The following is a 22317-nucleotide window of genomic DNA, read 5'->3' as shown; positions in this document are numbered from 1 at the left end:
TTGAATTTTAATAAGCTAAACTTATATAGAAGTGGTGAAATTGTGCATTGAATGGCCAAACTCTTGCTAAGGAGGAATGAGGTCATGTATTGAACTGCTAAACTCATGAATAAGAGTAGAGAAAGAGGGAAAACAAGACAATGAAGAAAGAAAACGAGCCCATATGCAATGAAAAAGTTGATTACTTGCACCATTTTCTTAATGAGCAAATAACGCAGATTAATGTCATTGAAGAAGAAGAGCGAATAAGAGAAGAAAATCAACAAAAGTGAATAAAGTGGTACATCAAAAGCATCTATTTTTATTTAGATGCTTTTTTTTATGAAATAGGGTGCCAGGCACCAAAGTTTAAATTTGGTGCCTGGCACCCCTCGTGAACATTCCTGTATGGCCTCTCTTTTGCATAAAATACCCCGCAGCAAGGCCAGCTTGACCTCCGCCGATCACAATGGTATCCAACAAGTCACTTATACAATTCCTCCCGTAAATTATTTGCAAAAAACAAATATAATAAAATGTAATAAACAAAAATCATGTAGATTCAATTTAGGTAAACAGTAGAGAAATAACATTTTTTATTAAGAAGTCGTATTAAATAGTGTCGTTCGCGAAAGAATGTTTTGGTCCACTTTATAAATAGGATAAAATTTTTATTTGCAAATTACAAGTATAGTGATATGCTTAAGAAGCACAATTAATCAGAACCAATTGTGATTTAATAATTCAGGGAGGGTTTTTCATGAACATGAATACATTTACTAACGCCTTACAAGATCAAGGATGCTGCATGGCCAAAAATGAAGTTCGTCCAGAAGAATTAAATCCGAAACAAACAAATATTTTACCTGTAGCGATTATCGGAGCTGGGCCTGTTGGACTTGCAGCTGCAGCACATCTTGCCAAACGTGGTGAATCATTTATTCTGATAGAAGCAGGATCACATGCCGGGGCAAATATATTAAAATGGGAACACGTACGATTGTTTTCTCCATGGAAATATAATGTGGATAAGACGGCAGCAGACCTTTTAAAACAGCAGGGCTGGTCTTCACCAGAGTTAGATGCACTGCCTACTGGAAAAGAGTTGGTTGAATATTACTTAGATCCATTATCAAAAATCAAGGAGATTAAACCTCATCTTGTTTTAAATACAAAAGTTCTATCAATCAGTCGAAAAGATATAGATAAAATGAAAAATGCAAACCGCGACCGCGTCCCTTTTATCCTTTACACCGAAGCAGATGGAGATTTACAAAAGATTGAGGCACGTGCTGTTATTGATGCAACAGGGACCTGGGGGAATCCTAATCCTGCTCATTCAAATGGTGTTTGGTTAAAAGACGAAAAAAACCTCCAAGAGCAAATTTATTATGGTATTCCAGATGTATTAGGAAAAGAAAAAAAGCGTTATGCAAATAAACGGTTAGCTGTAGTAGGAAGCGGACATTCTGCTATGAATGCACTATTAGAGTTAGTCAAACTAACGGACCAATACCCTCAAACTGAAATTCTGTGGATCATGAGAAGAAACCAAGTAGAAGATGCATATGGAGGCGAAGAGAAAGACGCTCTTGCTGCAAGGGGAGAACTAGGCAGTCGTGTGCATAACCTTGTGGATAAAGGGAAATTAACGGTCTATACTCCCTACCGAATTCAATCTTTAGTGAAAAAAAGCGATACGATCGCCATTAAGGGAAATTACAATGGAGAAGAAACGATAATCCCAGAAGTGCAGGAGATCATTGTCAATACAGGAAGCCGTCCGGATTTTGAAATGCTGAGAGAAGTGCGTACATCAATTGATACCGCAACTGAAAGTGTGGAAGCATTGGCTCCGCTAATCGATCCGAATATTCATAGCTGCGGAACTGTTCGTCCTCACGGGGAGAAAGAACTTCGCCAGCCTGAAAAGGATTTTTATATTGTCGGCGCCAAAAGTTATGGACGTGCACCGACCTTCCTAATGGCAACAGGTTATGAACAAGTCAGGTCGGTTGTTGCCCATCTTGTTGCTGATTATGAAGCAGCCAGGAAAGTAGAATTAGACTTACCAGAAACCGGAGTTTGCAATGTGAATTTAAACCTTAAAGATCCATCTATTGTCGCAAATTCTTGCTGCTAAAGGGCATCAAACTAATTTCATTTGGAAAGAAGGAGAGAATTGGTAGGGCTGGCTCCCCAAATAAGTTTCATTCATCAAAAGCCGGTTGTGATTGTGGCAATTATTACTTATCTAAGTTTACCTTCTTCGTCATGGCAGGAGCTGCCTCATTAACAACATTAACTGAAACCATTGCCCTAGGCAGCGCCAAGTCATCCATCAATGTTGTCTCATTTCTCACAACATACTCTATTGTACAAGATGTAAGTACAGCGTTAGGTCCTTTTGTAGGACACCTATTAATAACAATCGTTTACGGCCTTACTTATCTCTATTGTGGAAGCAGCGGAATCTTTCTGATATTAGCTTTAAATTGGCATAGGTATTGTTTAGTTGTATATTACAAGAAATCAAGAAAGAACATCTTATTGAACAGGCTTGCAGCACATTTTGCTTTTCGCCATCGATTCATTGAGTAATTTTAAGGAACGGATAACAGTGTCTTTTTCAAAATCATTCATATAAGAGAAGACCTCGTTCAGATATTGATTCATTTGGGTATCAATGGACGCGCCCACTGCTTTTCCTTGCACAGTTAATTGGAGTTCATACACTCTCTTATCTTGTGAAGACTGTCTTTTTTCGACTAATTCACGTTTGATCATGTTTTGTATTTGCCTGCTGAACGTTGTAATATCGATTCCTAATACGTCTGCAACCTCTTGCATGGACGGATGATCCATTCGATCAATTTCATACAAGATATGGCTTTGAATGAGAGAAATTTCAATTGAACCGATAGAACAACAGTTTTTATCTAACAAACCAAAGCCTCTCATCGTTGTTTGCAATATTTCTCTTACGTTTTCCATTTACTCACCTCTTTTTCTACTTTAAGCAAAGTGAAGAAGTTTGAAAACTTTGTAAAGATTTTTCACCAAGTGATCAGGAATCTCCTTAAAAAAATGTTGAAGAATGAAGTAATTAACTTCTTCTACATTAATCTCATTGTTAATTCAAAGTAATAGTGACAATAATCAACCGACAAATTACCAGGTTTCTTTACAGTTATTTTTCTTATTTCTTTCTATATTTTATTATAAACACTTAGTTGTAAAATACAAATAATAACCTTGAGATGTTATACTAATAAAATATTGTGTATATAAGTATATTGTTATATAATCATTTACGTAAATTGGAGGTGGGCAATGTGAAAGTTCAACCTGAAGTAATAGATATTGCAAAAGCGAGCCAGGTTTTAAAGTTATTAGGTGATAAAACACGATTATCAATTATAAAGCTGCTAGAAAAAAATGAATGCTGTGTATGTGAGTTTGTGGAAATTTTTAAAACAAGCCAGCCAGCCATTAGCCAGCATCTTCGAAAATTAAGAGACGCTGATCTAGTAAAAGAAAATCGAAAGGGCCAGTGGATCTTTTATTCTTTAAATCGAGATTCAGAAACGTATGAGTTTGTTGAAAGCCTTCTGGCCTTCTTACCAGATCAATATGGGAAATTAGCAGAATTAGAAAAGCAGGGACGGCGTATCACCTGTGAATAGAGAGGAGAAAGGAAATTGACTTCCATTATTTTAGCATCATTGATCTTTCTTTTAACTCTTATCTTGGTTATTTGGCAGCCAAGGAATTTGTCAATTGGCTGGTCCGCTTGTGGAGGAGCCATTTTAGCCTTACTTGCAGGGGTCGTTGATTTTCATGATGTCATTGATGTGACCTCGATTGTTTGGAACGCAACTTTAACATTTATTGCTGTTATTATCATCTCTCTCATCTTGGATGAGATCGGTTTTTTTGAATGGTCTGCTCTCCACATGGCAAGAGCTGCGAAAGGAAATGGAATTCGCATGTTTATCTATGTCTCGATTTTGGGAGCGTTGGTTGCAGCATTTTTTGCAAATGACGGAGCAGCCCTTATTTTAACTCCGATCGTTCTCGCTATGGTGAGGAATTTAAATTTTAATGAAAAAATGGTATTCCCATTTATTATCGCAAGTGGATTTATCGCAGATACAACCTCCTTGCCATTAGTGGTCAGCAACTTGGTGAACATTGTATCAGCAGATTTCTTTGGAATTGGTTTTATTGAGTATGCGTCACGTATGATTATTCCTAACTTTTTCGCTTTGATCGCAAGCATCATTGTTCTTTACTTATTTTTCAGAAAAAGCATTCCTAAGAATTATGATTTGGAAGATTTAAAAGCTCCTAGAGAAACCATCCAGGATGAAAAAATGTTTAAGCTTTCATGGTTCGTATTAGGAATTTTATTAGCAGGGTATTTTATCAGTGAGTTCCTTGGGATTCCTGTCTCAATCGTTGCTAGTATCATCGCTATTTTCTTTTTAATGATGGCAAAAAGAAGCCCAGCTGTTCCAACAAAACAGGTATTAAAAGGGGCACCTTGGGCGATCGTGTTCTTTTCGATTGGAATGTATGTGGTTGTGTATGGATTACGGAATGTTGGCCTCACAAATGTATTGACTGATACGATCAACTTAGCTGCCGATCAAGGGCTGTTTATTGGAACGATTTCGATGGGCTTTATCGCGGCAATTCTTTCATCCTTGATGAATAACATGCCGACAGTTATGATTGATGCCTTAGCGATTGTCGATACAAATACAACAGGAACAATGAGAGAAGCTTTAATTTATGCCAATGTGATCGGTTCAGATCTTGGGCCTAAAATTACGCCAATCGGATCTCTAGCTACCTTGCTTTGGTTACACGTTCTTTCCCTTAAGGGAGTGAAAATTTCCTGGGGCACGTATTTTAAAACGGGGATTATCTTAACAATTCCAACATTATTTATTACCCTTTTAGGGCTTTACTTATGGCTATTGATTATATAACAAAAAAGGAGTTTACAACATGTCAAAAAAAACACTCTACTTCTTATGTACTGGTAACTCTTGCAGAAGCCAAATGGCAGAAGGCTGGGCAAAAAAATATTTAAGTGAACATTGGGATGTGAAAAGCGCTGGGCTTGAAGCGCATGGACTAAACCCAAATGCGGTGAAAGCCATGAAGGAGGCCGGTGTTGATATTTCTGGCCAAACCTCTGATGTCATCAACACTGAAGTTTTAAACAATGCCGACTTAATTGTTACGTTATGCGGCCATGCAGCTGACCATTGTCCAGTAACACCTCCCCATGTGAAACGTGAACACTGGGGCTTTGATGATCCAGCTAAGGCAGAAGGAACAGAAGAAGAAAAATGGGCATTTTTCCAACTCGTCCGTGATGAAATTGGCGACCGAATGAAACGATTCTCTGAAACTGGTAATTAACATCACTTAGCTGCTGCTTTTACGGATCACGCCTTTCTATAGAAAAATACCGGCTCGCCGGTATACCGAGACTCCCACCAATCAACTCGCGTCGAACGAAAAGCGCAGAGCGCCCGCCTATCGGCGACAAGCACAAGTCAATCCGTCAAGAAGGTTGTTCTTTAACCTTCTTGACGGATTGACTTGTGACCTCGAGCTGATGGCGCTCGGAGCTGGACAATGATAACACTCATTAACACGTTAATACTTTAATTAACTTAAACTTTCTTAACTGAAAAAAAAACGCTTGGTCTTTTTTAGATTGGGTCAGGGATTAGACAATTTGAGAGAAAGATTCATAGAGCTGTTTGATCCAGTTATTCTCTATACTAGCCAGGTACAAGCGAATCCCTTCCTCATGCTAGGTGATTTTAGCCAAATTTTACGTTTGCGGGCCAGGTCACAAAGTTTGGTGTCCGGTTCTTAAATTATTCGGTCCTGTTTCTACTATGATTGAACCAGGATTGAATAATTTGAGCGAAGGTTCGATTTGAAAAGAGCTGTATGATCCAATTACTCTCTATACGATCCAGATACAGCTTTTTTGAGCAGATCCCTTCCTCATGATAGTGGCTTGAGCGAGATTTCACGTTGCGTGCAGTTTCTCGATATTCTCCCGGCGTCTATGCTCATCCTAAAAAATCCATTTAAAAATGTTGTCTCCTTAGACGAAAAACACCAACGTATCAAGGTCTGTAGTAGGGTGAAATTTTATGCTATCTTACATATCAAAAAATGCCTCCTTTATTGGAGGCATTTTCTCTATGATCGGCTGCGTTAATCAAACTTTATTAGACTCATTTTAAGATACTGCCCGTTCCCTCCGACTAACTGTTCTGCTGCGGCGTCCTTGAACAAATGTCATGACTATGGCAATTAATAGAAAAGCACTTGATATGCGGAACAAATTACCTGTCTCAACATATTGGGCAAGGATACCGAACACAAGTCCGCTTAATCCAATTCCTAAATCAATTGATGAGAAATACATGCCATTCGCAACACCCCGGCGGTTAGCAGGTGTCTGCGATAGAGTCCAAGATTGTAAGGTTGGAATGAGAGAACCAAACCCGATTCCAAAAAGAACACCGGCAACAGCAATAAGTATACTTGAATGTGCAAAGGACAAAACCCACATTCCGATAAATGTTAGTGTCGAGCATAGGAACACAATTCCTTTTGGTCCATGCTGATCAAACCATCTGCCAGCTATCGGCCTTGAAAGTGAAGCCATTATTGCGTTAAATAAATAGAAAAGGAAAATCTGGTCGATTCCTCGTTCTTCTCCAAAAATCACGATAAATGTCACAATCGAACCGTACCCAAAGGTCACTATAAACGTTAAAAATGCTGGATACCAGCTGGATTTTTCAACTAAAGAACCGAAATAAGAGAACTTGAGATCTTCCCTTTTCGTATTCTTGACCACTTCAGGTGTTTGATAATGGACGATTGCTAAAAGCCCAACTGAAATTAAACCTAGAAAACTAGAGATATAAATTAAATTTGAAAAGGAAGTCACTTGGTATAATAAGATCCCTAAACTAGGTGCAATGATCATCCCAAGTGTAACAGAAAGGCCATAATAGCCCATTCCCTCACCCAATCTGGAATTTGGCACCACGTCAACTGCAGCTGTTCCGTTTACAGTTGTTGACCAGCCCCATGCTAAACCATGGAGTAAGCGGAATAGTAAAAAGATCACTACAACCTGTGATAATGGATATAAAATGGTAATGAATAATAATGCGACTGCTCCTACTAAAACTAACGACTTTCGCGCTTTATATTCAAGTAAGTACCCAATAAACGGCCGGCTAAGCACTGCTCCAATTGAAAAGAGGGCTGTAACCAGACCAATCTCAAGACCTGATGCCCCTATTGATTTTACATATGGAGGCAATGTTGGAAGAAGCATTTGAAACGACATAAACACAAACAGATTCCCAACCATCAGCATAATGAAAGATTTCGTCCATAAAGGATCTTTACTTGTTGAATTCAACCCATTCACACTCCCTCGTCAACCTGCGAACAAATAAGCTCAGGGCGTCATTGCCCAGCACGTCAACCCTCTCAACTGGACTACATAGAAAAGCGGAAGAACCTTGTACAGCCTAGGAGGAGCACTCGGGCAAGCTTCACAGAAAGGCGTTTTTTCCTTTCTTTGAAGCTTGGCTTGTGATCTAAGGCGGGCTAGGCGCTGCAGCTGGACAACGATCGCACACTTTGTACGTTAAAAATTATTGAACTAATCATTTTCTTGCAAAATATAGAACGAAAAGCTCAGGGGGCGCTAGTCCTTCGGCGACAAGCATTCGGGCTAGCCGGCTGGAAGGTTGTTCTTTAACCTTCTCGGGCGTATTGGCCCTGAGACCTAAGGGCCGATGGCTCTTGGCCGGCAAAGGCGTCACGTCCTTATGCCTGCCCTGGACATCGATAGCGGGCTTAATACGTTAATACCTTAATTAACTTAAACTGCTATCTGATCTCAAAAACAAAAAGAACCTTCTTCTTTAGAAGATCCATGTACACAGGTTCGTTCACTAAAGTAATATTTCGACCTACTAAATATTATCACAGCTTAGAGTAAAAAGGAAAGCATCCAATTTCCTAATTATGAAAACCAAAAGCTTAGGTGAATGTCTTTCGGTGACAAGCACAAGAAGAGCCATGAAGTTGGTTCCTTCTTCGTGTCTCTTCTTGGGGCACCAGAACTCCGTGGCGTCCGAAAACTTATAACTTTTAAACATTCTGAGAAATACTTTAGTTTTTTCCAGCCATTTCCTAACAAGCCATTGAGAGCTAATGTAATGATTCTCCTCTAACCAGATACCCGCTGCATACTCGTATAGATTTTTTTATAAGTATTCGATTCCTCAATCATACCCAGCTCCAAATAAACCTTCGTTATCCACTGAACTGGTTCAGGGTCATTTGGATTTAATTCCATCTCCCAGTTAAAGCATTCGATTGCTTTCTTTGATTGGTTTAATTTGTGGTAAAGCTTTCCTAAATAAAACTGTTGATCTGGGTCGTCTTGAATGACAACCATTGTTTGAATCATTGATAAAATGGGGATCCTTCGATTTATTTTCCGCAGAGGCTGCGACCATTTATGTACATATAAAAGATCAAATTTTTTTAAAAGCTGAGGGACCATCATTTGCAGTATTTTTTCAATGGTTTCTTCGTTTTCTACATAGGTGAGGTAAGAACAGAGGTTTTCTAAATGCAGCTTTTCTATACATAAGGAATCCTTATCTAATAAGTTAGTCAGCTGTTCAACTTGAGAGAAGGCAAGATTTTCTCTTGGCTGTTCAATTAATAAATTGACGGCTTCTTCATTCTGTTCTGTATTTATTAAAAGATCGAGTAATTCTTGTGGAACTTGTTTCATTTGTGCGGCATTATTTTGCAGTAAGAAGATACGGTCTTTCTTGGAGAAATGCTTAGTGATAAGTGAAAGGAACTGATCATATCTTTGCTCGCTTTTAGTGGATTCGCGGATATAAAGTGAAATTAAATCGGCCCATCTTGATTCTTTTGTTAACACTGCTTCCAGGTGTGAAAAATAAGGCTCCTTCTCTCTTTTAGTAAAAGACAATATTTCTGTATATAAAGGGTCTTTTGCTTGAAGCTCCCTTCCTCTTTCATCGTATATAAGCTTATACTTCAAAAAATCAATATGATTGACTAATTCAACCGCCCATTTTTCATTTGGATCATAATTGTGGAGGATTATCAATATCTGGTAAGCAAAACGGTATTGTCCCTTTCTTCGGAAATGATAATAAAACTTTTTCATCACCTCGATAATTTTTTCTTTTGGAACAAAGGCATCAAAAAAGGATAAAATGAGAGCTGTTTCTTGTGGTGAATATTTTTTTAGTAATACTTTATAGATTTGATTAATCGTTAGAAGTTGATAGGTTTGTTCGACGGGAAGGAGAACATCAATAAGAGGGTGTGGACTATTGAAAACAATCCCCTGATTAAAAGCTTTGTGTAAGAGAGAATTTCTTTTTACTTTTGTATTTTTTCCTGTAATGAATTGGTCTTTATAGAAAAACAGATAATAAGCCTCATCCTTATTACTTATCGCTTCTATAATTTTCATTCTATGGAAGATAGCCATTCTCTTAATCGTTATTTGGTGAGTCTGTCCATGCGAAATAATTGTGATCGCTTGTAATTGGTCACTCATTTTATCTCCCCGCCTTTTGAAAAGATTAATCTTCTTATCTATTTTAGCATTGCTTTAAGAAAGATGGAAATGAAGTGAAATCTCCTCCTCCCGGTTGCCCACTCACCTAACTATTGAAATCGGCCGGCCAACGGGAATGAATGAGATTTTTGGCTGAAAGAATTCCGAAATTGACTGGAAAAATCGCCAATTTGGTTGAAAATCCCCGAAGTACCTTGGACAGCCGACCAAATTAGATGGACCAAACCACTAAGTTCGGTGGACAACTTGTTATGTTAATTTATAACTGGATAATTAGATAAACGACTTAACTACTGCAATAATACTCAGGGCAAAGCCTATTATTGCGAGAAGTGAAAAGACGGCTAATTCTTTTTTTTCTTTTCTTTTTATTAACTGTGGAACTTCCCAAGCAAAGATAGCTGCAAAAATAATAACGATCAACAAAATCTTGTACATGCTTTATAACCTTCTTTATAGAATGATTATTTCGTTAACCCAGTTCTTCTTACAAAAACTTGCGGCTTTATTGAAACCTCTAGATTTGGAAACTCCTGATCCCATTCCTTTTTATATTTTTCATTCCATTCTTTAGGATATTTTTTGTATACTGCTTCTCCAAACCCAAATATATCTGTTTCATATTCCTTTTGTGCTTTACCTAACGTTAATTGGATCCGGTCTTTAATCTCAGTCTCTAATTCTTTTTGGAGATATTCGATTATTTTTGAATCATTGAGATTTAAATCTGAACTATTCTCCATTACGACCATTTCAGTTGTTAAATTTACAGTAGCTTTTAGTTTTCCCTGTTTATGTTCTGGGACAATATCTGTATTGGATCTAATGATATTCGAACTGATATGACCACCGCCCTTTTCCTTAGCCACGTTGACTGTAATAACCCCCATTTGCATGTTATTTCGGAGCCATAAAATTCCTCTGCTTTCCTTATCATTCATCCATCCGATTAATTTGTCTTTCTTAAACAAAGCCGCCCCGTTGATAGCTTGTCCGCTCTGAGATTCATTTTCAAGTCCAGCTTCTAACGGTTCTAATACAAATTGGGGGGCCACTGGCTCTACACCATCAGTAAACAGCATATCCAAAAACTCACTTATATTAACTTTTACACCAACGTTAAGCTTCGTAAGTTCCCTAGTTTCCTCTGCTGAAACATTTTCTAATTGTGGTTTATTCTTGATTACCTCGAAGGCTTCTCCTTTTGTATACATGATATAGCTATTCATACGGGGTTGATGAAATCTTGAATAAAAATCGACGATATGAGATACCCCTTTCTTTGCTAATTTCTCTCCAATTAGTAAAACCCTGCTATGAGAAAAAAAGATCCGTCTCGAAATTTTTGCTTGAATATGCCTGTAAGCCTCAGCAATCGTTACGCCAGTTTCTGAAACCACAAATGTACTATTGTCAGTCGCGCCGCCTGCACTACTTGTCGGCCCCAGTTTGGTAGGAATTGCCACTTGAAGTGATAAACGAATACGATTATCTTCTCCAAGATCTATCCCTGCAGCAGTAACAATGGCAATATCATTTACCTCGATCCGGTCCCAACAACCTGTTAGCACCGGAATGGCCACTACCCATATTAACAGTATTCTAATTGTTTTCATGAGCATCATCCTATTCTTATTGAAACGAAACCTAGTTTTTAGGTTTTGGAGGGTGAGGTCTTAATACTTTATTCATCCGCTTTAAATTCCTCTTAGAAGTTTGTTCTGGACGTTCGACCATTTTCCACCATGGAGCTCGAATGATTACATCTTTTAGATTGTTAAAATTAAAAGGAGCAATTGGTGCCAAATAGGGAACACCAAAGGAACGAAGCTGTACGAGATGAACCAATATGAAAAATACTCCTAACAGAATTCCGTAAAAACCCAGTGTTGCAGCCAAAAGCATCATGGCAAAACGAAGGAGACGAATCGCTCCTGTTAAGGTATAGCTTGTAAACATAAATGATGCAATCCCTGTAATTGCTACGACAATAACTAATGGAGCTGATACAATTCCAGCTTCTACAGCTGCTTGACCAATAACTAACGCACCGACAATACTTACAGTAGATCCAATCGGGCGCGGGAGCCGCAAGCCTGCTTCACGTAAAGCTTCAAAGGTGATCTCCATTAACAAGGCTTCTACAATTGCCGGAAATGGTACCTTCTCCCTAGAAGCTGCAACACTAAACAACAGGTTTGTCGGTATAATTTCTTGATGGAATGTTGTCACTGCAATATAAATGGATGGAAACAACAAAGCAACGAATAAAAATAAATACCGTAACCATCGAATAAACGTAGAGATGATAAAATTGCCATAGTAATCTTCAGGCGAATTCATTAATATAAAAAAAGTAACAGGAGCAACGAGAGCGAATGGACTATTCTCGACAATGATTCCCACTCTGCCTTCCAATAGGCTCCCAACAACCCTATCTGGTCGTTCAGTTTGCAATATTTGCGGAAACACTGAGGCAGGATTGTCTTCTAAAAATTCCAATATGTACCCACTGTCCTCTATAGCATCTATATTAATTCGGTTTAATCGGTTTCTAAATTCCTTAATAATTGATTCTTGCGCAACCCCTTCGATGTAAGTTATTACCACTTCTGTATTTGAAAGGCTCCCTACCTTTATACTCTCCATTTTCAACTTTGATGTTTTTAAGCGTCTTCGAATCATACTTGTATTTGTCCGGATGTTTTCAGTAAAACCTTCTCTTGGTCCTATAACAACCGCTTCTGATGCAGGCTCATCAACAGATCGTTGCTCCCATGACTGTTCACTAATAAAAAGTGATTGATTAATACCACTAACCAATAAAACGGTATCCCCTGACAAAATATGATCAACAACCTCTTGAATCGTTTCTCCTTTTTTTACTTGAGCTGAATGAAGCTCATTTTCGATTTCCTTAACTGATAAAATAGGTTTTTCCGCATGAAATGCTGTCAACGGGTTGATAATATTCAGTTCCATTCTTTTCATATCAACAAGCCCGTCAAGATAGAGGATAATTACCGAACAAGCTTCATTTATATCGATCTTTCGATAGGTGAAATCAGATGACCCACCAAATTGGAAATTTACCTTGTTAAAATCCTCATTCAAAATCCCAGTTAAATATTCCTTTTCTATTTTAGGAGCAGCCTTTTCACTATTTTGTTTTTGACTTGTTGACATTAATTTTTTTAGCAATTTTAAGATCTTCAATAATACCACATCCTCCATTACTACCTAAAAGCTGCTTAAAAGTATTTTGATTAATACAAAATAACTAACTTTGGAAACATCCCCTTCTGTTTACTGTTTTCCATTAGAAATCATGTTATACATAGAGGTGTTTAATTGTTATTAAGTAAGGTCAAATTAACGGGAATTTCCGAGGTTGAATTTTTTACGAATAAACGCAATGCATAGCAGTAATACTGGGATAATGATTTGTAATACGGTATGAAAATAGGGAACAAAAATCTTTGTTCCAATTTCTAAATGTTCAACATAGCTAGTTCCGCTAATGAGCGCCAATGGAGTAATAATTGTGAACAATGGGAGAAGGATCACAATCGGACTGGTTAACTTAAATAATTGAGTGATAGCTACCGCTGCTCCAAATGTAAAACCACCTACTTTTAAAAATACCCCTGTTACCATCAATAAAATAACAAGTGCATCAAAACGCTCAAGAAAGTCTGCTATCGAAACCATCCGGGCAGCTGATAATAGTAGAAAAAATTCTTTCTTGTAGATCTCCGGACCCAAAGTGGATATCATCATTATGGAGTTTACCGTTAACAACATACCTCCAATCAGAATTCCGGTCATGCTTAATTGCATAACTTTCCCCTTACTTTTTAAAAAAGGAAAAAACATCATGAATATAATTGTTTCTCCAAATGGAAAATTTATGTTTTGAGGAAACGCCTCTTGTAATACCGGTTTTACACCGTTACCTAATATGGGGGAAAGATTATTAAAATCGAATTGTTCAATAGTTAATAAAAGAATCCAAATGACAATTAATGAAAAAATATAAACAGGAAACACGAGCTCCCCCATTCGTCCGAAAGTCTCAACTCCACCATGAAGACAATAGAGCATTAACACCATAAAGAATCCAATTACGACAACATTTGGGGTACTAATCAATATGGACGAGGTGAGCAGATCTCCTAATTCTCGGCAGGCTCTTGCGGCAGAATAGGTGAAATGAAAAATATACATAATGATAATTGGATACGAAAGGTATTTTCCGATAATTCTAGGTATAATCTGAACCAATGTATCGTCAGGGTAATGGGCTGCTAATTTTACATAGACACCCATTAGGATCAGACCGGAAAACATACCGATCACTACAACTGCCCATGCATCCTGCTTTGCTTGTGGTCCAATGCCTAATATCATTGCGGTCCCTAATTGGTATCCAACCATTACATATAAAAGTTGAAGCCCACTTATTTTCGTCTGTTTCACAATTAAATCTCCTTAAGCTGCTTAAAAGCTTTTTCAAGGACAAACTACATTTTTGGTAATATTCCCTTATGTTACTGTTTTCCATAAGAAATCATGTTATACATAGAGGTGTCTAATTGTTATTAAGAATGGTCAAATTAACAGTATTTTCAGAGGTTAAATTTTTTACGAATAAACGCAATGCATAGCAGTAATATTGGAATAATTGTTTGTAAGGGAAGAAGGAAATAAGGAATAAAATATTCAAATCCAATTTCTAAATGTTCAACAAAATTGCTTCCAATTATAAGTGATAAGGGAGTAATAATGATACCCAAGGCGAGAAATAGAGATCGAGTTTGTTTTAACTTGAATACTTGCGAGATGGCAACAGCAGCCCCAAATGTCCATCCACCAACCTTAAAAAACACTCCTGTTACCATCATTAAAATAATTAATGCGTCAAATCGTTCAAGAAAGTCGGCTATGGAAACCATCCGGGCAGCTGAGAGGAGTGGAAAAAAATCCTTGGTGAAAATTTCTGCCCCTAGAACAGACAGTATCATAATCAAATTAACTGCAAGCAATATCCCACCAACAAAAATGATGGACATGCCCACCTTTCTAACATTTTGCATTTTGTTTAAAAAAGGAAAAAACATTAAGATGATAACCGTTTCACCAAATGGAAAGTTTAACCCACCAGGAAATACTTCTTTTACGATTGGTTTTATTCCGTTTCCTAATACAGGAGTAAGATTTTTAAGTTCAAATTGTTCAATACCCATTAATAGTATCCAAACGGCAACCAGTGAGAAAATGTAAGTAGGAAACACCACTTCTCCCATTCTTCCAAACGTCTCAACTCCACCTCGAAGGCAATAGATCATTAACACCATAAAGCCTCCGATCACAACAACAGTTGGAGTACCAACTAAAATTGTTGAGACGATCAATTCCCCAAAATCTCTGCATGCCCTTGCAGCAGAATAAATAAAATAAAGGATATACATTATAATTAACGGAAAGGAAAGATATTTTCCGATAATTTTAGGGATCATTTCAACAAGTGTATCTTCTGGATAATAGGCCGATAGTTGCGTAAAAATCCCCATCAAAATCAAACCGCACAGCATACTAATCAAAATGACCAACCATGCATCCTGCTTTGCTTTTGCACCTAATCCCAAAATCATTGTGGTTCCTAACATAAATCCAAGAATGACATAAAAAAGTTGAAGTCCACTTATTTTAGCCTGTTTCACTATTTATTCTCCCTTATGCTGCGTAAAAAAGCCTCTGATCACTTCACATTTGAAGCATTCTCTTCTGTTTACTATTTTCTATAGGTGAATTTGTTATACAAATGATTTCTGAATAGTTGAAAGTTAAATGAAGAGGTCATTTGTGCAATTTGAAAAAAATTACAAATTAAGAGTTCTTTCGTGGATGGAATTTATTACGAATAATTCCGATGCATAACAGTAATAGGGGGAGAAGGATTTGTAAGGGAACATGGAGATATAACATAATTATTTCCAAACCAATCTCTAAGTGTTCAACAAAATCACTAGCTATTATTAGTGATAGCGGAGTAATAATTAACCCAATGCCGATTAGTACAGACCGAGTTTGTTTTAAATTGTATAATTGTGAGATGGCAACAGCAGCTCCGAATGTCCAGCTTCCAACTTTAAAAAATACACCAGCTAAAATCATTAGGAAGACTAGAACATCAAAGCGTTCTAGAAAATCGGCAATAGAATTAATCCTTGTAGCGGAGAGAAGGGGAACACGATAAAGCTTCCGTTCACGACAGCGATCGGAGTATCAACTAAAATTGTTGAGACGATTAATTCCCCAAAATCTCTGCATCCTCTTGCCGCAAGGTATGTAAAATAGAAAATATAAATCAAAATCAATGGGAAAGAAAAAAATTTCCCGATAATTTTAGACATCATCTGAACCAATGTATCATCTGGATAAAAAGCGGCTAATTTTGTGCAGATGCCCATTAAGAGCAAACTGAAGATCATTGCCGTCACTATTACAACCCATGCATCTTGCTTTGCTTCTCCCCCTGCCCCCAAAATCATCACAGTTCCAAATTCAAACCCTACCATTACATAGAGAAGCTGGAGTGTACTTATTTTTGCCTGTTTCATTATCATCCCCCGTAGGTATGTATAAACGCTTTTTTCTTAAAAACTTATTTGTTATCCTGGTGGTATTTGACAGCATGATAAATTATTTGGGTTAAGAGGAATTACTAGAATTTAATTTTTTTCGAATAAAGGCAATGCATAACAATAAAATCGGTATGACAATTTGCAGGGGCACATGTAAATAGTTCGTAATAAAAATCCGCAAATTTCCTGTGAATTCAACAAAGTTCGAAGCGTAAATTAACGAAAAGGGGATGATAATGGTTCCTATCCCTAGAAAGACAGAGCGTTGATTTTTTAGTTTAAATAATTGGGAGATACCGACTACAGCACCATATGTCCAACCCCCAACTTTAAAAAACACCCCAGCTACAATCATTAGGATGATAAGGACATCAAACCGTTCAAGAAAATCCGCAATCGAAACGATCCTTGTAGCCGAAAGGAGGGGGAATTGATATTTACTGTATACTTCAGGCCCTAAAACTGCAATGTTAAGGATTGCATTAATAGTTAGCATGATGCCTCCAATAAGGATGACAGACAACCCTGCCAATTTGATATATTTATTCTTGTTTAACGCGGGAAAAAACATTGTAATGATAATTGTTTCTCCAAATGGAAAAGTGATGACATCCGGAAATACCTCTTCCAATACTGGCTTTATACCATCTCCTAATATAGGAGTCATATTTTTTAAATTAAATGGCTCAGAACTTATTACAAGAATCCAAATCACCAATAGAGAAAGAATGTATATAGGAAACACCACTTCCCCCATTCGGCCAAAGGCTTCAACACCACCGCGCAGACAATAAATCATTAACACCATAAAGGACCCGATTACGATAACAATTGGAGTTTGAACTAAAATTGTTGAGGCAATCAGTTCCCCAAAGTCTCGGCAAGCGGTTGAAGCAAGCAAGGTGAAATAACAAATATAAATCAAAATCAGCGGGAATGAAAGAAATTTCCCAATAATCTTTGGAATCATCTGGATTAATGTATCACCTGGATAATACTCAGTTAATTTTATATACACAAACATTAAAATCAAACCGAATAACATACCTATCAAAGTCGTTAACCAGGCATCCTGCCCTGCTTTAAGTCCTCTTCCAAAAATCATCGTATTTCCTATTTCAAAACCAATCATGACATAAAAAAGTTGGAGTGCACTTATTTTTGACTGTTTCATGGTCCGCTCCCTGCTTAGTCAGCATCACTAAGTAAACATAGAATTAGTGAATTTCCGGCTCGGTAAAAAAAATAATCATTGGCATTTTTTTATAAACATTTAACTTTTGGTTATTGTTTCCCGATAAAGAGTTGTTATTCAAGCTGAGTTTGCATTCTTTATAAATAGGCCGAGTCACGAAAAGCTTTAGAAGCTCCTTGGGGACGAAAAGGATTGAGACCTTCAGTATCGAGTTAGAAGCTGGATCTTGAATTGTCCCTCTAATCCGCATCTGTTGGAACGAGGATATTTTTGATTTAATCAAAAAAGAATTCAACAAAATTTGTGCTTTATACAAAATTTGGCAACAAATACAAAGAATTCTCTCTAAATTACTAAGAAAAAATCGAAAATATAAACATTATGCAGAAAGGTTATTTGTTTTATTGAGAGGAAAAAGCGGTATAGATAAGAAAAGAGTCAAAATAATAGACATAGAAGGAGGAGGAAACTGCGATGAGAATTCGAGTAAGAAGCTGGCGAATGCTGACTAAACAGGACAAATTATTTATTTTAAAAGCAGTCAGTCATCGAAACAAAAGAACAAAAGCCTGACAACTAGAGATTGGATGTGAAGAAATTGAAAATCACTTAAAAAGCCCAACTACAAACTTGCTGTTTAGTTGGGCTTAAATTTTATCAGTACTTTCCCCAAACTTCAGGCAATAGGTCTGAAAGCTCATGCGCTAAAAGTGTATGACTTGATCGACTTTTCGTCCATTCATCCGCACATGCTCCATGTAGATAAATGGCATTTAAGACAGCATGTTTCCAGTTTTCATGGCAGCAAAGCATGCCAAGAATCATTCCCGTTAAGGTGTCACCAGTACCTCCCTTTGCGAGCGCACTGCCTCCAGTTGGATTTCTCCAAGCTTCTCCATCTGGAAAAGCAATAACTGTTTCATTTCCTTTAAGCACGATTGTTACTCCAAGTTTTCTAGCCCACTTGGAAGCATTATAGGTTCTTTTTTGCTGAAAGTCGGCGACCTCTACCCCAGTAATTCTTGCAAACTCACCAGGATGAGGAGTTAGGATTGTAGGGTCCTCCCTTTTAGGGTAGGATCGATTAGACAGTGCTCCAGCATCCAGAACGACTGGACAACCTGCTTTTAATAATTGCTGGACCGTATTTTCCATCTTCCTATCGGCGGCTAATCCAGGACCGACAGCGATTGCCCGATAGTCTTCAAAGGAAGATTCTTCATCTGCAGCTTTTGTAAAGCCGTCACACCAATATGTCGCTTCAGGCAACGCAGGAACAACCATAGGAATGACTCTTTCTGTTGTGCCAATGACAAGCTTGCCAATCCCGCTCCGCATCGCTGCCAGCCCGGACAATAACGCTGCACCTGGCATATCATCACTTCCTGCTAGTAACAGCCCTGTTCCATAAGTTCCTTTATGACTGGATTCCTCTCTTTTTGGCAGAGTAGAATGAACGTGTTCGTTTGTCCAATATTGTGCTTTGTTCTCTATCAAGATTATGGCCCCTCCTTTCTACTTACTTTTCATATTCCAATTAATGAGATGTTTTAAACGACTACATAAAAAAGCCCCCTATAAAATGAACAAAAAGTCCAAGGTGTGTCCATCTAGGTAGAGCCCTTCAGATCAGGTTAGGCTCTTTGATTGAACAGGGACATAAACATGGATATATTAATATTTAATTACTTTAAATCAGATAATGTTAACATGAAAACGCTTTCTTTTCATTATATCTCTATATCAGTCTTCATCCTTCACATCTATATCCTCAGGGATTGGTTCATTTAAAACCTCTTCTACCAGCTTCTTATATTTTTCTACCTGTTCTAGATGACTTTTGAATTGGTCCTTGAAAACTAGATACTGGTCCCCATCATGAACAGCCCGGACTTTTCGCTGCAATATAAGGTTCTCAATATTGGATTCTGAGAGATCCAAGTACTCGGCGGCTTCTTTTATAGTAAGGTACAATTCAGATCATTCCTTTATAAAATTTATGACTAACGGTTTTATGAGCTAATAAGAAAATTAGATTTGATATTCTCATTATCCGCTCTCCTCTCAATTTGTTCAACTTACAAAGAAAGCGGTTTTTTATATTTTAAGGCTGAATGTAGTAGAAACATGGATGAGATGACGTGTTTGCAAAAGATGCTCTAGTGCAAAGAATAGAGGATTTATCAGAAGTGATAAAAAATGAATTGACACATTTATTTCCTTCTGATTAAATTATTTTATAATAATAAAAATTAATGACGAGAAGAGTAAGATAAGAAATCTGTTTTTACAGAGAATCGGCGTTTGGTGAGAGCCGTGATCAGAACTTGTCCGAAAGTCATCTCTGAGATGCAAAGCTGAAAATAGTAAGCTTTGACGGGGTTCCGCCGTTACAATGGACTACGTATGAATGTACGTTGACTGAGAGCTGCAGTGTATTTTGACACTGCTAGAAAATGGGTGGTAACGCGAGCACAAACTCGTCCCTTTTTTAGGGACGGGTTTTTTATTTTCTTACTATACAAGGAGAGATTACAATGAAGAAATTAGACACTTTATTTATTGGATTCATGTTATTTTCTATGTTTTTTGGAGCAGGAAACCTAATCTTCCCTCCTTACTTAGGAGTCCAATCTGGCACATCCTTCTGGCTTTCCATCTTAGGCTTTATTCTCACCGGGGTTGGGCTGCCCTTTGCTGTTTTGTTTGCTGTTTCACTTGTGAAAGGCGGGGCGCAAACGATTGGAAATCGTGTCCATCCCCTTTTCAGTACAGTGTTTATAGTGATCGTTTATTTATCGATTGGTCCCTTTCTCGCAATTCCCAGAAATGCAAATGTAGCATATGAAATGGGTGTAAAGCCATTTATAAATGAAACTTGGAACTCACCTATCACCTTACTTTTATATTCTGCTATTTTCTTTCTACTTGTTTATGTGATCAGCTTAAACCCGTCCAAAATGGAGAAATACATGGGACGCTGGATAACTCCGGTTTTGCTTTTATCCATTATTGTCTTATGTGTATCAGGCTTTATAAAGCTGGATGCGCCATACCAATCGCCATCAGCAGACTATGAAAACGGAGCTTTTTTCAAAGGTTTTATTGAAGGCTATTCTACTATGGACGCACTCGCTGCCTTAGCCTTCGGTATTGTTATTCTCACATCCATTCAAAAAAGAGGCGTAACAGACCGAAAACAGTTAACAAGCTTTACACTGAAAGCAAGTATGATTGCTGGCGTATTACTATCATTGGTTTATATCAGTCTAGGATTAATTGGCGGAAAAATGGCAGCAGAAGGTTCTTTTGACAGTGGTACGAGAATCTTGACTTCAGCGTCTACTCTATTATTAGGTGCAGGCGGAAAAACCTTGCTCGGCTTTATTTTTACATTGGCCTGCTTTACAACAGTAGTCGGCTTAACAACGGCCTGCGGCCAATACTTCTCAAAGCTTATTCCAAAAGCAAGCTACAAAACCATTGTCCTAGCCGTCACACTTATCGGATTTACACTTTCAAATTTAGGTCTAGCTGAGATTTTGAAGGTATCTGTACCATTTCTTGTTACAGCATATCCGATAACAATTGTGCTTATTACACTTACACTTTTTAATCATTTCTTTAAGAATTCTAAAAATGTTTATGGCTGTGCGATTGGATTCACGGGGGTCTTTGCTGTCATCGGAGGGTTAAATGCATTCGGCTTCAATCTTGGACCACTTCAAACAGTGCGAAATGTCCTTCCCCTTTCCTCCGTTGGGTTGGAATGGGTTGTCCCGGCGATTGTTGGTACTGGGATTGGAATGGCTTTAAGCCATTTCAGCAAGAAACCAGATGAAGTCGAAGAAGTGGATGCTAAAGTTTCATAGATAGCTACTAATAGACTTGGGATCTACTTGGGGGATTGCTGCATCCCCTATCCTCCTTTACACAACAGTGAGCTCAATGGGTGACATTCAAAGCTAATTCGACTTTTTTGCGCTCTACTTTTTAATTGTATAAAAACCTTGTCAAATAACAGCAGAATTTCAATAAATCAATATAACTACAACAAACATCTTTACAAATATTGATATTTCTACAATTATTTCTCGGGAAATCAGCAATAATTTTACAATATTGAAGCTATGTGTCTATTCCTATCTAAAGCTGGTATAAGTTCATGTAAAAGACTTCCCTAAAACTCTCTTCACTGAACTATAATGGCATCTTAATTTCCAAATATACTTTTGGAGAGGTTTTTAGGCGTCTGCCCTGTCACTATAGGGTTTTTTACATAAGTTATAGGGTATTTATCCCAACAAAAAATTGAGGAGAGTTGGTCAAATGTATCCATATAATTATTACCATGAAAATATCAAACAACAAACTCAACCATATATGCAATATCACTATAATCCTTATATCCATCAACAAGAGCAATATACTCCGGATAGACAGCAGCCCCAAACTCAGGCACTTGAAAGAAGGGTTAGGACGCTTGAAAGGCAACATGAGCAGCAAGCAAGGGAAATTAATAGACTAGACAGAGAAAATAACCGTCAAAACCAGGAAATTACTCGATTGAATCGAGAAATAACAAGGCTTAACCAAGAGGTTAACCGACTAAATCAAAATGATGAGCGCCATACACGCCGTCTAAACAGATTAAATCAAAGATTACGTACAGTAGAAAACAGACTTAACATTTCGTTTTCAGGCGGAGAAGATGGCTTTTAATTCCTTGGAAAATGAAAAGCAGCAGGAGCCTCAAGGACTCTGCTGCTTTTTTTATTTTGAATTCATAAGTT

Annotated in this window: 20 protein-coding genes and 1 other annotated feature; of the genes, 7 read left to right on the top strand and 13 right to left on the bottom strand. The window is 37.6% G+C overall.

The window, feature by feature from the left end; genetic code table 11:
• Positions 1-140 precede the first annotated feature (140 nt).
• Both IC621_RS26915 and IC621_RS20160 read left to right on the top strand, forming a co-directional pair.
• Positions 141-272, top strand: coding sequence for a hypothetical protein (locus IC621_RS26915; RefSeq protein WP_263576002.1), 132 nt, complete (start codon positions 141-143; stop codon positions 270-272).
• 473 nt (positions 273-745) lie between these two features.
• Positions 746-2122 carry an FAD-dependent oxidoreductase gene (locus tag IC621_RS20160; RefSeq protein ID WP_191160820.1) on the top strand — a complete coding sequence of 459 codons (1377 nt, stop codon included), beginning with the start codon at positions 746-748 and terminating at the stop codon, positions 2120-2122.
• Between the two features lie 404 nt (positions 2123-2526).
• Here IC621_RS20160 and IC621_RS20155 read toward each other — a convergent pair whose 3' ends face one another.
• Positions 2527-2973, bottom strand: a complete 447-nt coding sequence (locus tag IC621_RS20155; RefSeq protein WP_191160789.1) for a MarR family winged helix-turn-helix transcriptional regulator — start codon at positions 2971-2973, stop codon at positions 2527-2529.
• Positions 2974-3314: 341 nt separating this feature from the next.
• Here IC621_RS20155 and IC621_RS20150 point away from each other — a divergent pair, with 341 nt between their 5' ends.
• Genes IC621_RS20150 through arsC form a run of 3 tightly spaced genes read left to right on the top strand, consistent with a single transcriptional unit; the run spans position 3315 to position 5415 of the window.
• Positions 3315-3665: an ArsR/SmtB family transcription factor gene (locus IC621_RS20150; RefSeq protein ID WP_191160787.1), complete on the top strand. Its 351-nt coding sequence runs from the start codon at positions 3315-3317 to the stop codon at positions 3663-3665.
• A 15-nt stretch (positions 3666-3680) separates the two neighbouring features.
• On the top strand, positions 3681-4976 hold the full coding sequence (locus tag IC621_RS20145; RefSeq protein WP_191160785.1) for an arsenic transporter: 1296 nt from the start codon (positions 3681-3683) through the stop codon (positions 4974-4976).
• Positions 4977-4995: 19 nt separating this feature from the next.
• On the top strand, positions 4996-5415 hold the full coding sequence (gene arsC / locus IC621_RS20140; RefSeq protein WP_191160783.1) for an arsenate reductase (thioredoxin): 420 nt from the start codon (positions 4996-4998) through the stop codon (positions 5413-5415).
• A gap of 841 nt (positions 5416-6256) precedes the next feature.
• Here arsC and IC621_RS20135 read toward each other — a convergent pair.
• The 12 genes from IC621_RS20135 to IC621_RS20085 form a co-directional block, all read right to left on the bottom strand.
• Entirely contained in the window at positions 6257-7414 is a 1158-nt protein-coding gene (locus tag IC621_RS20135) for an MFS transporter (RefSeq protein ID WP_191160818.1), read from the bottom strand.
• 864 nt (positions 7415-8278) lie between these two features.
• Entirely contained in the window at positions 8279-9661 is a 1383-nt protein-coding gene (locus tag IC621_RS20130) for a tetratricopeptide repeat protein (protein ID WP_191160781.1), read from the bottom strand.
• A gap of 294 nt (positions 9662-9955) precedes the next feature.
• The gene (locus IC621_RS20125) at positions 9956-10120 is read right to left on the bottom strand and encodes a hypothetical protein (protein ID WP_191160779.1); all 165 of its coding nucleotides are present in this window, start codon (positions 10118-10120) and stop codon (positions 9956-9958) included.
• 26 nt (positions 10121-10146) lie between these two features.
• Positions 10147-11298: a Ger(x)C family spore germination protein gene (locus IC621_RS20120; protein WP_191160777.1), complete on the bottom strand. Its 1152-nt coding sequence runs from the start codon at positions 11296-11298 to the stop codon at positions 10147-10149.
• 31 nt (positions 11299-11329) lie between these two features.
• Positions 11330-12898, bottom strand: coding sequence for a spore germination protein (locus IC621_RS20115; RefSeq protein WP_191160775.1), 1569 nt, complete (start codon positions 12896-12898; stop codon positions 11330-11332).
• A gap of 156 nt (positions 12899-13054) precedes the next feature.
• Positions 13055-14161 carry a GerAB/ArcD/ProY family transporter gene (locus IC621_RS20110; protein WP_191160773.1) on the bottom strand — a complete coding sequence of 369 codons (1107 nt, stop codon included), beginning with the start codon at positions 14159-14161 and terminating at the stop codon, positions 13055-13057.
• Positions 14162-14310: 149 nt separating this feature from the next.
• On the bottom strand, positions 14311-15405 hold the full coding sequence (locus IC621_RS20105) for a GerAB/ArcD/ProY family transporter (protein WP_191160771.1): 1095 nt from the start codon (positions 15403-15405) through the stop codon (positions 14311-14313).
• Between the two features lie 166 nt (positions 15406-15571).
• Positions 15572-15901, bottom strand: coding sequence for a GerAB/ArcD/ProY family transporter (locus IC621_RS26635; RefSeq protein ID WP_318153095.1), 330 nt, complete (start codon positions 15899-15901; stop codon positions 15572-15574).
• Positions 15886-16305 carry a GerAB/ArcD/ProY family transporter gene (locus IC621_RS26630; protein ID WP_224752679.1) on the bottom strand — a complete coding sequence of 140 codons (420 nt, stop codon included), beginning with the start codon at positions 16303-16305 and terminating at the stop codon, positions 15886-15888. The genes IC621_RS26635 and IC621_RS26630 overlap by 16 nt, the downstream gene beginning before the upstream one ends.
• Before the next feature lie 91 nt (positions 16306-16396).
• A complete protein-coding gene (locus IC621_RS20095) occupies positions 16397-17503 on the bottom strand; it encodes a GerAB/ArcD/ProY family transporter (protein ID WP_191160769.1) in 1107 nt (368 codons plus the stop codon).
• A gap of 678 nt (positions 17504-18181) precedes the next feature.
• On the bottom strand, positions 18182-19018 hold the full coding sequence (locus tag IC621_RS20090) for an NAD(P)H-hydrate dehydratase (protein ID WP_191160816.1): 837 nt from the start codon (positions 19016-19018) through the stop codon (positions 18182-18184).
• A gap of 249 nt (positions 19019-19267) precedes the next feature.
• Complete coding sequence (locus tag IC621_RS20085; RefSeq protein WP_191160767.1) at positions 19268-19498, bottom strand: excisionase family DNA-binding protein; 231 nt, start codon at positions 19496-19498, stop codon at positions 19268-19270.
• Between the two features lie 272 nt (positions 19499-19770).
• Positions 19771-20015, top strand: a binding site (T-box leader).
• A 46-nt stretch (positions 20016-20061) separates the two neighbouring features.
• Between IC621_RS20085 and brnQ the strand changes: the two genes are divergently transcribed.
• Entirely contained in the window at positions 20062-21396 is a 1335-nt protein-coding gene (gene brnQ / locus IC621_RS20080; RefSeq protein WP_191160765.1) for a branched-chain amino acid transport system II carrier protein, read from the top strand.
• 457 nt (positions 21397-21853) lie between these two features.
• A complete protein-coding gene (locus IC621_RS20075; protein ID WP_191160763.1) occupies positions 21854-22246 on the top strand; it encodes a hypothetical protein in 393 nt (130 codons plus the stop codon).
• Positions 22247-22317: the final 71 nt, after the last annotated feature.

It is taken from the genome of Metabacillus arenae, assembly GCF_014773385.1.
Taxonomy (GTDB): domain Bacteria; phylum Bacillota; class Bacilli; order Bacillales; family Bacillaceae; genus Metabacillus_D; species Metabacillus_D arenae.
The sequence above is the reverse complement of the archived record's forward strand: the minus strand, read 5'-3'. Positions and strand labels throughout refer to the sequence as shown.

Bases quoted from the DNA above. Each gene is read 5' to 3' on its own strand.
- IC621_RS26915 (WP_263576002.1), top strand. From the start codon at position 141: ATGAAGAAAGAAAACGAGCCCATATGCAATGAAAAAGTTGATTACTTG.
- IC621_RS20160 (WP_191160820.1), top strand. From the start codon at position 746: ATGAATACATTTACTAACGCCTTACAAGATCAAGGATGCTGCATGGCC.
- IC621_RS20155 (WP_191160789.1), bottom strand. From the start codon at position 2,973: ATGGAAAACGTAAGAGAAATATTGCAAACAACGATGAGAGGCTTTGGT.
- arsC (WP_191160783.1), top strand. From the start codon at position 4,996: ATGTCAAAAAAAACACTCTACTTCTTATGTACTGGTAACTCTTGCAGA.
- IC621_RS20135 (WP_191160818.1), bottom strand. From the start codon at position 7,414: ATGCTGATGGTTGGGAATCTGTTTGTGTTTATGTCGTTTCAAATGCTT.
- IC621_RS20130 (WP_191160781.1), bottom strand. From the start codon at position 9,661: ATGAGTGACCAATTACAAGCGATCACAATTATTTCGCATGGACAGACT.
- IC621_RS20125 (WP_191160779.1), bottom strand. From the start codon at position 10,120: ATGTACAAGATTTTGTTGATCGTTATTATTTTTGCAGCTATCTTTGCT.
- IC621_RS20120 (WP_191160777.1), bottom strand. From the start codon at position 11,298: ATGAAAACAATTAGAATACTGTTAATATGGGTAGTGGCCATTCCGGTG.
- IC621_RS26630 (WP_224752679.1), bottom strand. From the start codon at position 16,305: ATGAAACAGGCAAAAATAAGTACACTCCAGCTTCTCTATGTAATGGTA.
- IC621_RS20095 (WP_191160769.1), bottom strand. From the start codon at position 17,503: ATGAAACAGTCAAAAATAAGTGCACTCCAACTTTTTTATGTCATGATT.
- brnQ (WP_191160765.1), top strand. From the start codon at position 20,062: ATGAAGAAATTAGACACTTTATTTATTGGATTCATGTTATTTTCTATG.
- IC621_RS20075 (WP_191160763.1), top strand. From the start codon at position 21,854: ATGTATCCATATAATTATTACCATGAAAATATCAAACAACAAACTCAA.